9 protein-coding genes are annotated in these 13145 nt (G+C 42.7%); 4 read left to right on the forward strand and 5 right to left on the reverse strand.

The window, feature by feature from the left end; genetic code table 11:
* Positions 1-420: 420 nt before the first annotated feature.
* Positions 421-3462 (reverse strand): hypothetical protein, encoded by a 3042-nt coding sequence (locus RMY00_RS16035; RefSeq protein ID WP_322648485.1) that lies wholly within the window; start codon positions 3460-3462, stop codon positions 421-423.
* 692 nt (positions 3463-4154) lie between these two features.
* Positions 4155-4811, reverse strand: coding sequence for a TetR/AcrR family transcriptional regulator (locus RMY00_RS16040; RefSeq protein WP_322648486.1), 657 nt, complete (start codon positions 4809-4811; stop codon positions 4155-4157).
* A 327-nt stretch (positions 4812-5138) separates the two neighbouring features.
* Here RMY00_RS16040 and RMY00_RS16045 point away from each other — a divergent pair, with 327 nt between their 5' ends.
* The 3 genes from RMY00_RS16045 (at position 5139) to RMY00_RS16055 (ending at position 8277) form a co-directional block, all read left to right on the forward strand.
* Positions 5139-6092, forward strand: coding sequence for a Rieske 2Fe-2S domain-containing protein (locus RMY00_RS16045; RefSeq protein ID WP_322648487.1), 954 nt, complete (start codon positions 5139-5141; stop codon positions 6090-6092).
* A 76-nt stretch (positions 6093-6168) separates the two neighbouring features.
* Positions 6169-7530, forward strand: a complete 1362-nt coding sequence (locus RMY00_RS16050) for a cytochrome P450 (RefSeq protein WP_322648488.1) — start codon at positions 6169-6171, stop codon at positions 7528-7530.
* 171 nt (positions 7531-7701) lie between these two features.
* Entirely contained in the window at positions 7702-8277 is a 576-nt protein-coding gene (locus RMY00_RS16055) for a Uma2 family endonuclease (RefSeq protein WP_322648489.1), read from the forward strand.
* Between the two features lie 104 nt (positions 8278-8381).
* On the opposite strand, the gene RMY00_RS16060 is transcribed toward RMY00_RS16055, so the two are convergent.
* The 3 genes from RMY00_RS16060 to RMY00_RS16070 all read right to left on the reverse strand — a co-directional run bounded on the left by RMY00_RS16060 (position 8382) and on the right by RMY00_RS16070 (position 11483).
* Complete coding sequence (locus RMY00_RS16060; protein ID WP_322648490.1) at positions 8382-9617, reverse strand: DUF445 domain-containing protein; 1236 nt, start codon at positions 9615-9617, stop codon at positions 8382-8384.
* A gap of 135 nt (positions 9618-9752) precedes the next feature.
* The gene (gene ubiE / locus RMY00_RS16065) at positions 9753-10457 is read right to left on the reverse strand and encodes a bifunctional demethylmenaquinone methyltransferase/2-methoxy-6-polyprenyl-1,4-benzoquinol methylase UbiE (RefSeq protein ID WP_322648491.1); all 705 of its coding nucleotides are present in this window, start codon (positions 10455-10457) and stop codon (positions 9753-9755) included.
* A gap of 87 nt (positions 10458-10544) precedes the next feature.
* On the reverse strand, positions 10545-11483 hold the full coding sequence (locus RMY00_RS16070) for a response regulator (RefSeq protein ID WP_322648492.1): 939 nt from the start codon (positions 11481-11483) through the stop codon (positions 10545-10547).
* A 479-nt stretch (positions 11484-11962) separates the two neighbouring features.
* On the opposite strand from RMY00_RS16070, the gene RMY00_RS16075 reads away from it, so the two are divergent.
* Positions 11963-13051, forward strand: a complete 1089-nt coding sequence (locus RMY00_RS16075) for a RuBisCO accumulation factor 1 (RefSeq protein ID WP_322648493.1) — start codon at positions 11963-11965, stop codon at positions 13049-13051.
* The last annotated feature ends 94 nt before the right edge of the window (positions 13052-13145 follow it).

A 13145-nucleotide genomic window follows, 5' to 3' on the forward strand; every position in this document is an offset into this window, starting at 1 on the left:
CGATGCGTTGCCACTGTCAGCCGATGCGTTGCCATTGTCAACCGATGCGTTGCCACTGTCAGCCGATGCGTTGCCATTGTCAACCGATGCGTTGCCATTGTCAGATTTAATTCGCTACGAATTAATGAAATGCTCTACTTAGCTTTAATCTAGTTTCTGACTTTTCACGTTATCTGGAAAAACTAACGCGAAACCTAACGCCTCAACCCCCTTTTCAGGTAAGGAAGCTAAAGTGTACACACAAGTCTCTTGACCTGCACCTTTGTTGCATTAATCATTTTTTGATTTGTGTGTACACCGTAAAGTAAGCAAGGGGGAGAATTCAAAGCCTCTTTTTTGCAAAGAGAGAGGTTTTCCAGATCCCGTGAAAAGTCAGAGTCGTTTGGTGTTTGGAACTCAAAGTTTCTTATTCCAAGCGAACTACCCTTGGATAATAAAATCAGATGCCTTGAGAATTGGCGCACCAGTTAGAGTCACAAATAGACCACCACTGCCGAAACCAGCCGTGTTGCCATTTTCGTTGTAGAACAACTGCCCACTCACAGGATCGTAGACAATTTTCGCCGTGCTAGTCCCGGCAGAAGAAGTAATTTCAAAATCACTCTCGTTACTAAAACCTATTCCCGCAACAGAAGTAATTGTATTAAAGGTAGTCTTATTCAGTACAATCTTGTCACTTTGTGTAATGACTGCAAAAAATCCACTGTAGAACCCACTAATACTATCTAGACCAACATCATTACTGTTAAAAGGAGCATCGGTATTGTAAACGAATCTGTCAACACCCTCACCACCTATGAGTACGTCATTGCCAGCACCGCCAACCAGAGTATCATCGCCAGCACCACCGATGAGGGTATCATTACCAGTTCCACCCCGTAGCAAATCATTGCCACTATTGCCGTTGATGATGTCATCACCTCCCTGACCATTAATCACATCGCCGGAGTCTTTAAAACCCGTAATGTTATTGTTAAGGTCATTGAGGAATGTAACGGTGTTTGGGTTAAATAAGTCAGTTTGAGTGGAGTTAGCATCGAAGACATCAAAACTGTCAACAATGCCCCTCTGGTTATCAAACAGGATATTGCCAATAGCTGGGCTGGTATCAGATGCTGGTAAATTATTCAGCTTTTCTAACAGGAAGTTTTCTAGAATGATTTTGGTATTGCTTGTATTTTCAAAAGTGAGTTCTAGATTGCTGCCATTTTGAGTTAATAGCAGATTTTTAGCAGTCAATCCTAATCTAGTAAAATCCAAAGTATCAACTTCAGCAATTACCGCCGTTGATGGATTTGAAGTATCAACTTCAGCAATTGGCACCGTTGATGGATTTGAAGTATCAACTTCAGCAGTTGCCGCCGTTGATGGATTTGAATCAATATCTACGCTACCTAAGCTCCCTACGCCGCCAAAGTCGGTTATGGTATCGATGCCATCGCCTCTTGAGAAGATGAATGTGTCTCGACCACCGTTACCAGTGAGCGTGTCGTTACCAGTTTTGCCCTCGATGATGTTGTTGTTGAATGTGCCGATAAGGATATCTGCATCAGGGGTGCCCGTAATCAATTTCTGGACAACACCCAAAGTGGTGGTTGCTACTGCACTAGTGTTACTCACATCTTGACCGTCATCGACGACAAACTCAATTGTGGTGTTAACAGTGGTAGCTGTACTGTTGTAGGTAACGCTACTGAGGACTTGTCGATAATTGGCAATGGTATCCGTACCACTAAGAGTGAGAGTGCCTGTGGTGAGGTTGTAGGTAGAAGTGATGTTGCCGATAGCAGTGGCATTGAGACTTTCGGTTGCGCCATTCAAGAGATTGGTAATGGTGATGGTGGCACCAGCTAGGGTAGTGCCATTGTCGTCGAGGGTGAAGTTGCTATCGATGATGGAGACAGGAGTACCGCTAAAGGTAGTGCTAAAATCAATACCCTGTAAGTTGCCGTTAAGGTCGAGAACAGGGGCGCGGTTGCCAAACACCACATAGCTTTGCCCTGAGCTGATGTCGTTGGGGTCGGCAAAGGGTGCTGCGATAATCAAGTCGTTAATACCGTCGCCGTTGACATCTCCGGCACTGGCAAGAGAGTAGCCTGAACGGTCATCTGAATTGATACCATTGATAGCAAAGCCATTTGTGCCGTTAAGGTTGAAGAGGTTGAGTTGGGCACCAAAACTCTCCCTGCTACCAAAGACCACGTAGCTTTGCCCTGAATTGGTGCCGTTGGGGTCGGCAAAGGGTGCCGCGATAATCAGGTCATCAATGCCGTCGCCGTTGATATCTCCGGCACTGCTGACAAAACTGCTGAAGAAGCCGTCACCTTTATTGAAGCCATTAATAGTGAAACCATTAGTGCCGTTGAGGGTGGAGAGGTTAAATTGGGCAGCAAAACTCCCCTTACTGCCAAACACCACATAGCTTTGCCCTGAATTGTCGCCGTTGCCGTCGGCAAAGGGTGCCTGAATAATCAGGTCGTCAATACCGTCGCCGTTGATATCTCCGGCACTGCTAACGGAGTTGCCTAAATGGTCATCTGGATTGATACCGTTGATGGCAAAGCCATTTGTGCCATTGAGGGTAGAGAGGTCTAATTGGGCATCAAAACCCCCCTTGCTGCCAAACACCACGTAGCTTTGCCCTAAGCTGATGTCGTTGGGGTCGGCAAAGGGTGCCCCGATAATCAGGTCGTCAATGCCGTCGCCGTTGATGTCTCCGGCACTACTAACAGAGGTGCCTAAAGAGTCATCTTCATTGATGCCATTGATGGTGAAACCATTAGTGCCGTTGAGGGTGGAGAGGTCTAATTGGGCAGTAAAACTTTTCTTACTGCCAAACACCACATAGCTTTGCCCTGAAGAGGTACCGTTGGGGGAAGCAAAGGGTGCCCCGATAATCAGGTCGTCAATGCCGTCGCCGTTGATGTCTCCGGCACTGCTAACAGAGTTGCCTAAGGAGTCATATTGATTGATGCCGTTGATGGTAAAACCATTTGTGCCGTTGAGGGTGGAGAGGTTGAATTGAGCATCAAAACCCCCCTTGCTGCCAAACACTACGTAGCTTTGCCCTGAAGTGATGCCGTTGGGTGAGGCACCATCTGCCCCAATAATCACGTCGTCAATGCCGTCGCCGTTGATGTCTCCGGCACTGCTAACAGAGTTGCCTGAATGGTCATCTGGATTGATGCCGTTAACGGCAAAGCCTGACCTGCCGTTGAGGGTGGAGAGGTAAAATTGGGTATCAAAACCCCCCTTGCTGCCAAACATCACGTAGCTTTGCCCTGAAGAGGTGCCGTTAGGGTCGGCAGCATCTGCCCCGATAATCAGGTCGTCAATACCGTCGCCGTTGATGTCTCCGGCACTGCTAATAGAGTCGCCTAAACGGTCATCTGGATTGATGCCGTTGATGGCAAAGCCATTTGTGCCGTTGAGGTTAGATAAGTTGAAAGCTGAATTTGCCATGAGTTCGTCCTTTTGTTTTGAAAACTAAAAGTTTGGTATTTGGAACTTGAAATTTAATGTTCTGTTTTAGAAGTTTGGTGTTCTAAGCGGATTACGCTGATGCGTAGGCATCGCTTCATAGTAGCTGGAGTGAGTTAATGTGATTAGAAGAGCATGGAGAAAAGGAGCAGGGAGCATGGGTATAAGCTCCGTCCTTGATGACGATCTATGCAGAAAGCCCAAACATCGCTGACCTCTGTAACCTTTACATTGCCTACTAGACGGTTTAACTAAGTGCCATTCAAGTCTAGTATGCTTGATGTTTTTGTAAGCGTTGAAGTATAAATTACAAACCCCAATAATTATGAAGGGTGGTGAGTAATGGATCAAGTTGACGGAAACAAACCTTTGCCATGCTTTGCTCTAAAATCTTGATCAAATACCCAAAATTTTCTTGTCAATTGCGTTTTTTGAAAAATTGTCCTTGATTTTAGTTTGGTTCTTGAAAGCAAAGCGCTCAAAGATGTCTCGACCAAACAAGCTTTAGCAATGTTAAATAATATTCTGCGTGCCAAATAGCAAGATAATCAACTGGTAGATTCAGGATTAACACGAGAAGATATATCACAAATTGCTAGATATTTGTGGATGTACACTTTGGCACGCGATGCCTACGGCGGGCTACGCCTACGCAGTTTCTCAATATTTAATCTCTAATTTTCAGTACGTCGCACACCAGCCAAAATAAATTTAACTGCTGCTTGAGTATGCTGCTCAATCATTTCTGAACTCAGCAGTTGCAAATCGGGTCTAGTATGCTTGATGTTTTCGTAAGCGTTGAAGTATAAATTACAAACCCCAATAATATGTAGGGTGGTGAGAAATGGATCGATCTGACGGAAACAACCTTCAGCCATCCCCCGCTCTAAAATCTTGATGAGATAGCTAAAATTCTCTTGCCAATTCCCCTGTTTGAAATACTTTCCCTGATTTTGGTTGGCTTCTTGAAACCAAAGCATTCCCCGGTGCGGGTGAGCAGCTTCATAAGCGATCGCTTCTTTGACAAGTACCTTCAACGCCTCCTCTGGTGGGAACTGATCTAAATTTAACTGCTCAAACCCTTCGTGCATCTCCACCGCCGGACGTTGCAGAACAGCTTCATATAGTCCTTCCTTGCTCTGGAAGTAGTAGTAAATCATCGCTTTGGTGACACCTGCACCTGTAGCGATCGCTTCTGTTCGCGCCCCACTAAGTCCATTTCTGGCAAACTCCGCTTCTGCCGCATCGAGAATCTGCTTTTTCGTCGCTTCTGCATCGCGCACCTGACGCGGCTTTTTAGCTGAGAATTTTGACTGCGTTGAACGACCCACGTTGCTCCATCATCATAACGAAAATATATTAACTAAAAAATTGGTTAGCAGTTGACATAGAAGATGAAATTTATTAAATTAATGTCTATTAACTAAAAAATTAGTTAATTAATTCAACAATGCACTAGCCAAAATTAGCCGAGCCAATGCGCGGTTGTATTAGTTCGTCTATTGCAGACAAGACTTTAATTATTCATCCCAATTTGCACTCAAAAGTAAGATGTCAGACAAATGATACACAACTTTTAACTTTCAATATTGTGTGACGTTTTACTAACCCATCTGCTGAACTTTAAATAAACAAATTATTAATATCTTGGAGGCAAAATGGAACCAATTTTACCTGGTGCACCTTGGTTAATCGCGCACAAATCTACATTAGGAGTAAATAAACCCAAAAAAATCGCTTTAAACGGACATGATTATGTTATTTGGCAAAACCAAAAAGGCGAAGTGTTTTCCCTTGATAACATCTGTCCACACATGCAAGCACCATTATCAGACGGCTGGGTTTGTCAAGAAAGAGATACTATTACTTGCCCTTTTCATGCACTAGAATTTGATGGACAAGGCAGACTACAGCAAGGAGATAAAAAAGACACTCAGCCAATTACTAAACCATTAGAGCTAATTATTAGCAATGATTGTATCTGGACGTATGCCGGATTTGAGCCAAGATTGCCCATCCCAGACTTGCATCAAAAAATTGTTAATAATTACGAGTTTATTGGAGTAACTGGAGATAAAAGTATTCAGGGTGACTTTTTGACTAATCTAATGGTTAACTATGACTATAACCACCAAAATGGGACTCATAAAGAACTATTTAAAATTACATTTTGTAATGTAAATTCTTTTGCAGAAAAAGGATACTACGCCACAGTCAATCAAGAACTGACAAGAGCCAATAACACGCTAGGAGAAATTTTCAAAAATCCTATTTTGGGAATCTTCCCTAAAACTCTTACTAACAGGCTTGAATACGCATTTCCTTCAACTACAGCTTTTTTTGCGAAAACACCTATTGGTGATATTGCTCAAATTCATATTCTCTACCCGGAAACAGAGAAAATCACCAAGACATTTATTTTGATGTATGCCAAAGTCGTTAATCCTTTGATGAAATATCTGTTTAAAAATTCAGTTTTACAAGCAGCAGCTACAGTTATTGAACAGGATACAGGTGCGGTTGAAAGTTTATATCCTCGGCAAAAACCAAAAATTAGATTGCCAAATGAAGAGATTATGTTCTATGCAGAAAGGCTCTACCGCGAGTGGTAATTTAGATTTGCAAAACCTAACTGCGCTTTACAATTAAGTAGATACTGTAGCTGATTACTGCTGGAGGTACTCAAATATGCGACAGCTAAAATCTGCTGAAGAAATGCCTGGTAGCTATGGCTTGCCCATCTTGGGGGAGACTTTGGAAGTATTTCGGGATTCAGAGTTGTATTTGTGGCGACGATTCCAGCAGTATGGTTCAGTTTTTAAGACGAGCGTCATGGGGCGTAAACGTGCTTATTTAATTGGCCCTGATGCTAATCGGCTGGTGCTGGTAGAACAGGCGGAACACATGTCATCGCGGATAGGGTGGTATTTCTTAGAATCAACATTTGGCAACAATATTTTATTACAAGATGGGGAAGAACATCGCCTAACTCGTCGCTTAATGTATCCAGCATTTCACGGAAAAGCGATCGCTACATATTTCGACACCATCCAAAATATTGTGCAAGGCTTCCTCAAATATTGGGGACAGAGAACGATTCCTTTAAATTCTAGTTTCCGCCAGCTTACCCTGATGGTTGCTACTCGCCTGTTTTTGGGAAGTCAAAACAAGAGCGAAGTTGAGCAAACTAGTCAGTGGTTTACACAACTGCTAGATGGCAGTATGACAATATTAAAATTGAATGTCCCTTTTACTTTATATAGTCGCGGTCAAAATGCTAGGGGTAAGTTAGTAGCTTTCTTGCGTCAAGCAATTGCACAGCGTATCGAGCAAGGTAATTTAGAAGAATCAAAAGATGTTTTGGGATTGCTGCTAGCGGCTGTTGATGAAGACGGCAATAAATTGAGCGAAGCACAAATAATCAACGAGGCATTGCTACTGTTATTTGCTGGACATGAGACAACAGCCTCTTTGCTCAGTTGGGTAATATTTGAACTAGGTAATCATCCGGAATGGCGAGAACGACTGCGCCAAGAACAATTAGCAGTTGTGGGGAATAATCCCCTTAACCTGTCCCATCTCAAACAATTTCCAGATTTAACCAACGTTTTAAAAGAAGTAGAACGGCTTTATCCGCCAGTGTATGCCTATAATCGTGGAGTCCTCAAGGATATTGAGTATGCAGGTTATCGCATTCCTGCTGGTTGGTTTGTGACTATCTCGCCGATGCTAACTCACCGTCTACCAGAACTGTATACCGATCCTGATCGCTTTGACCCCGATCGCTTTGCACCACCTCGTGAAGAAGATAAAAAACATCCTTTAGCACTAATGGGTTTTGGTTATGGTTCGCACCGATGTTTAGGTATGGAATTTGCCCAAATGGAAATGAAAATAGTGCTTTCTACACTGCTTCGCCATTACGACTGGACAGTAAAACCAGATTATTCTGCGATCGCTCCAATTCGTCAGCCTTCCAAAGTTAAAGATACTCTAGAAGCATATATTGAGCCTTTGCTGATAAAGCATCCCTTGAAGAGTCAAACATAAATCTTGGATGAAATAAATCTTGGATGAAACAAATCGATTTTCCACATCTAGCATGAAGTCATAGGTATTTAAAAAATCAGACTGCCACTTTTCAAGTTTTTGGCAAATTGATGGTTAACCTAGTATGTCAATCAAGTGCTAGGCTACAGTTAACAAGTTTGAGAGGCAATTATGACTGCCCTGATTCTGAACCTCAGCCCCACCATTGAACTAACAGATGAGCAGTTCTTCCAACTGTGTCAAAATAACCGAGATTTGCGACTTGAGCGCACGGCAGAGGGAGAATTGATTATCATGCCACCAACTGGATGGGGAACTGGAAATCGGAATAGTAAACTGACACAGCGCTTAGGTAATTGGGCTGACGCTGATGGCACAGGTTTGGCTTTTGATTCTTCAACTGGTTTCAAACTCCCCAATGGTGCAAATCGCTCTCCTGATGCATCCTGGGTGAGACGAGAGAGATTAGAAGCCCTGAATCCAGATCCCGCAAGATTTCTACCACTCGCTCCAGATTTTGCGGTAGAATTATGCTCTGCTTCAGACAGCTTAAAAACTGTGCAACAAAAAATGCAGGAGTACATTGACAACGGTGTGCGTTTAGGATGGCTGATCGATCCGCAAAACCAACAGGTGGAAATTTATCGTCTAGGACAGGAAGTTGAGGTTTTGCGATCGCCTACTAGCTTATCAGGAGAGGATGTATTGCCTGGGTTTGTGCTGGATTTGACGCAGATTTTGAGTTAAACGATGTCTCCGACGGGCTACGCCTACGCTCAATTTCACTCATTTCACAATCTGGGCAATTTACAACTCTAATTTGAGAAAAATTTACAGTCAAAAATACAAAATTAATATTGACTAAATATTAAAAACCCAGTTTGCAATAACCCGATAACAAAACCCAAAACACCACCTAAAGTTACAATCGCTTGTAATTCATTTTTTACAATTCCCTCAATTGCGGCTTCTAAATCAGCCGGTGAAGTTGATTTAACTCGGTCAACTATCACTTGATCTATCGATAAAATTGGAATTACTTGCGCCACAATTACTTCTAAATCTTTTTCCAAATACTTATCTAATATTAAAGCCAATTCTTGACTCATTACTTCTAAAGAAGTATTGACAACAGGTGAAGTACTCAGACGATTCAGCAGGACTACAGCAATATTTTCCCAATCAACAGAATCAGTTAATCCTTGTAAAAAATCACTGCCACTATTTTGTAAGTAATGGCGGACACTTTCGCGGGTAGTCTTTCTGAGCTGGCGCACCGTCCCAATTGGCAAGTTTTGTAATGATAAATTTTGCAGTAATTTCCGAATGCGATCGCGGATTTGCAAATCTTTAGTCAATTCTTGCAAGCGAGCATTAGCAGCCTCTTTTTCATCCAAACAAAAAGTTCTTAGCCGTGTGAGAGTATTACGTAAGCCAAACAAATTTGCTACTACCCAATAAGTCCCACTGGTTTTTTCGCGGAAGCCTTCATCAATAATTTGAATTGTGCGATCGGTCAAAAAATCAACTATCGTCTGTCGCAGCACATCTGGCGGTAAAACTGCTTGCAACAACCAATCAGCAAGCCGCGTGGCTTGTTCTTCACTCAATTGAAATTCCAGCAATATCTGATCAAAAATTTGATTGATCTGCGCTTCCAAAAAGTCTTCGCGCCGCGCTAAAACCTTGAGTAAGCGTGGCAAAGATTCCCCTATTAAATCCCGCAAAATCCCCGCCACAATTTTGGCACTTTTCTCGTTTTTATCTGTTTTTATTTGTTCAATAGCCAGCCGCAACAACCAGAGAATTGCTCCTTGTACGCGTTCTGTTTGTAACAAGCGCCGCGCCAGATTTTGCAATTCTTGTGGTGTCAAAAGTGACCCCATGATTGTCTTAGAAATGTTCAGAGCCAGACGTTCCTGGTTGCGGGGAATCAATCCAGGGGTGAAGGGTACTCTTCGTCCAGCAATGTAAATTGCTCGGTAAGGACGGAACAACATTTTGATGGCTATGTCATTTGTGAAATAGCCGATAATTCCACCCAGTACCGGGGGAGACACATAAAGCCAAAGATGAGACCAGTCCAAGGGAAGAATTAAAAAAGTTAGGAGTTTAGAGCTTAGAGTTAGGAGAGACGCGATTAATCGTGTCTGTACAAGAGTTAGGAGTTAGGAATGATAAATTTTAAATGAGAATTTATCACTACTCATAATTCATAACTTTTAACTAATAACTCCTAATTTACTAAGCACTAGCATTCCCATCATACCGTTCGCAATGGGGTAGTGTGTGGCAACAGCAAAACCAACTTGACGCGCTAACTCTATTTGCTCTCTGCCGATGGGAAAGCGGTCTAAGCTAGGGCTGATGTAAGCATATTCTTCTTTTAAACCTAAATAACTGGCAACTGGCACTACAAAATTGTCCAGATACAACTGCTGAAAGGTACGTAGCTGAGGATTACTCGGTCGATGAAAGTCTAATATTGCGGCTTTAGCACCTGGCTTCAAAACCCGATATAACTCTTGGAGACTGCGGGAAATATCTTTAACATTTCTTAAACCATAGCCCATTGTTGCGGCATCAAATTGGTTATCCTCAAAGGGTAAATTTAGCACGTCGGCTTCTATCCAGGCGATCGCAGGTTGGGGGTACTGCCAATATGAGCGTTCTTTAGCTTTTTCTAACAGGTTGGGTGAAAAATCCACTCCGTAAACCTTCCCTGTTGCCCCTACACGCCGTGCCAGACGTAAGGCTAAATCACCACTACCGCAACACAAATCTAATACAGTATCACCCGATTTAGCTGCACTCCATTTCACCGCCATTTCCTTCCATATTCGATGCTGTCCTAGACTCAACCAATCGTTCAACTGGTCATAAACTGGAGCAATACGGTTAAAAATGGACTGAATTTCGTTAGTCATTGGGTATTAGGTATTGGGCATAGGGCATAGGGCATTAGGCATTAGGCATTGGTTTTTCACTAATGACAAATGACTAATGACAAATGACTAATGACAACTAGTAAGAGCGATCGCTATCAGTTGGGCTGATAAATTAATTAGCATTAATTCATCTTCGCGTAAAGTGCAGGGTTGTTTCCACTGTAGGGATAATACGCCCAAAAGTTGATTACGGTAGCTAATTGGGATAACTAAATGTGCTTGCACACCCGTATTTTTGTAGTGAATAGCATCAACTAATTTAGTGTCTTTAGGTATATTTAAGGAAACTTGCATTTCCCCGGTGGCGATCGCTTCCTTTGTTAGTGGGTCAACAGATAGCCAATTTTCTATTGTACCTGTATCGCTGTAAGTTCCTTGAGTCGCAATCAGAGTATTTCCATCTGTCAGTTGGAGAATACACCCATCTGTTCCAAAAGTATCATTCACGGCCCTAGCAATTGGAGCGAGAGTTTCTTCTAAGCTAGAAACTGCTTGAGTTACCTGTACCAAAACACTCAGCAAGGCTATTTGAGCATGAGAACGGCGTAATTCTTCAGTACGTTGCTTGAGCAAGTCGTAGGTTTCTGCTGCTCTTTGCACCACTGCCTTCAGTTCGCCTGGGTCCCAAGGCTTGGTGATATATTTGTAGACTTGCCCTGCATTAATCGCTTCTACCAAGTCTTCAATATCAGTAAATCCGGTGAGAATTATCCTAACCGTATCGGGAAACTGAGGCACAGTCTTGCTGAGAAACTCTGTTCCTTTCATTTCTGGCATCCGTTGATCGGAGATAATCACCGCTACCTCCCCTTCTGCTGCCAAAACTTCTAGGGCGTTCACCCCACTATCAGCTTTTAAAACATTAAAGTCGCGTCGAAAGGTACGATAAAGCAGATCGAGATTATCTGGCTCATCGTCAACTACTAGGATTTTTAGCTTTTTTGATTGTTGGAGAGTCATCACTTGAGATTGGAGTTTATCAATTTCGAGAGTGGGCTTATCCATAAGATATTTCCTTTAAATATTCACTATCTTGTTATATTCCATACCAAGCTTAGTTGAGAATAGCTAAAATTTATCAAGGGTTTTTACGGAGTTATTTTGCATGTTTAAATACGATAGCTGTGATGTCACAGAGGAGATTTGCCTGCCCAAATATCTCTAGCAAGAAAAAATTGCACAAGAAGAATTAACTAGATAAGTTTCTACAGATAAACTCAAAGCAGTAGTTATACGCAAAACTTGCACCAATCCCAACAACTGCCTCAGAATTCATTCTGAGGCTATTATTGCATTCTTCTAAAGATGGCTCAAAAAGGATTAGAGTCCACGCTTAGTAGACTTACGCTAAAAGCCTGTGAAATAAATTTCTTGGCAAGCAAGTGGGCAGGTACAAGATATAACTATGGGTAGTTCATAGATTAAAATAAGACTTGCTCATGAGGTATTAATTAACCTCTCAAGTTGAAGCTCGCACTCCGATTATGACTGATCTACCACCCAACGCTCAGAATCCCGAAGAAAATGCTACCAACGATGTAGCACAAGAATTACTGCGAAGGCTGAGGCAAAAACAAGGTAACTGGGTGGAATGGGGAGCCGCGATCGCCTCGTTGCTAAAAACCGGTTACAACCCCCAAGACATTTTTGAGGCGACTGGATTTGAGCCGATTCAACAAAATCAGGTGGTTGTTGGTTCTCAAGTTTACAATTCTTTGGAAAAGTTTGGAGTATCGGAAGAAACGCGATCGCACTATGCCACACGCGGTAGTGATGTTTTATATGAACTGCGTTTGCTCACCCAAGAAGAACGTGCCGCCGCCGCCGAACTAATTTTCGTCCACAATGTTGATGCCGATGAGGCACGAGAAATAGCAAAAGCACTTAAAGAGTTCTCTTATTACCGCACTTTGCCAGAAGGGTTTTCTGCCCATCCTGGGGATGCTGTTGCTCATCAAGTTTGGAAACTGGCACGCCAAAATGCAGATTTACAACAGCGATCGCGCCTAATCGCCAAAGGTTTACGCTTTGCTCACACGCCAGCAGCAAGGCAAAAAATCGAACAACTACTGACTGATTTTACTACCGTTCCTCAACGTCCAGCGCCAATTTTACCCTTTTACCGCCTGGAAGTTGAAGAACAATTACCCCGAATCTTGCCTGTGGTAGGTGAGTTGCCATTATCACGGCAAGACTTGCAAGCTGTGCCCATAATGACAGAAATTGAACCATTTCGGATGGTCAAATTTGCTGGAGAGCAAGCTTGGGTGCCGTTACCAGGTTGGCAAGTGTTGTTGGGGGCAGAAGATCCAGTAGTGATTTTAGCGAATAGCGATCGCTTCCCCATCCAAACCCAAAGCCAAATCGGGCCGGTGGTAGTTGTGGTAGATCGTGCCAAACGAGAATGGGATGCCTCCAGCTACTTTGTTGTTGAAAATGGTGGTGAATTAGATTTTCAGTGGTTTGAAACTGAGCCAGAAATTCCCTTATTAGGACAAATTATTATCATTGTGCGTCCTAAGAAAATTCTGGATGAAGAATTAACTAAGGATTCCTGGCAGATTGACGAATAAATTCAATTTTAGACAGGACTAACTGCGTGATGTGATCTATATAATACCGTCTAAATAGCATATAGCAGTCGGGGTATTAGTTCATTTTTCGATT

Source organism: Nostoc sp. ChiVER01, from assembly GCF_034531155.1.
GTDB lineage: Bacteria > Cyanobacteriota > Cyanobacteriia > Cyanobacteriales > Nostocaceae > Nostoc.

What these genes read in the sequence shown, in the direction of transcription:
- RMY00_RS16035 (WP_322648485.1), bottom strand. Translation starts at nt 3,462, where the DNA reads ATGGCAAATTCAGCTTTCAACTTATCTAACCTCAACGGCACAAATGGC.
- RMY00_RS16055 (WP_322648489.1), top strand. Translation starts at nt 7,702, where the DNA reads ATGACTGCCCTGATTCTGAACCTCAGCCCCACCATTGAACTAACAGAT.
- RMY00_RS16045 (WP_322648487.1), top strand. Translation starts at nt 5,139, where the DNA reads ATGGAACCAATTTTACCTGGTGCACCTTGGTTAATCGCGCACAAATCT.
- RMY00_RS16050 (WP_322648488.1), top strand. Translation starts at nt 6,169, where the DNA reads ATGCGACAGCTAAAATCTGCTGAAGAAATGCCTGGTAGCTATGGCTTG.
- RMY00_RS16070 (WP_322648492.1), bottom strand. Translation starts at nt 11,483, where the DNA reads ATGGATAAGCCCACTCTCGAAATTGATAAACTCCAATCTCAAGTGATG.
- RMY00_RS16075 (WP_322648493.1), top strand. Translation starts at nt 11,963, where the DNA reads ATGACTGATCTACCACCCAACGCTCAGAATCCCGAAGAAAATGCTACC.
- ubiE (WP_322648491.1), bottom strand. Translation starts at nt 10,457, where the DNA reads ATGACTAACGAAATTCAGTCCATTTTTAACCGTATTGCTCCAGTTTAT.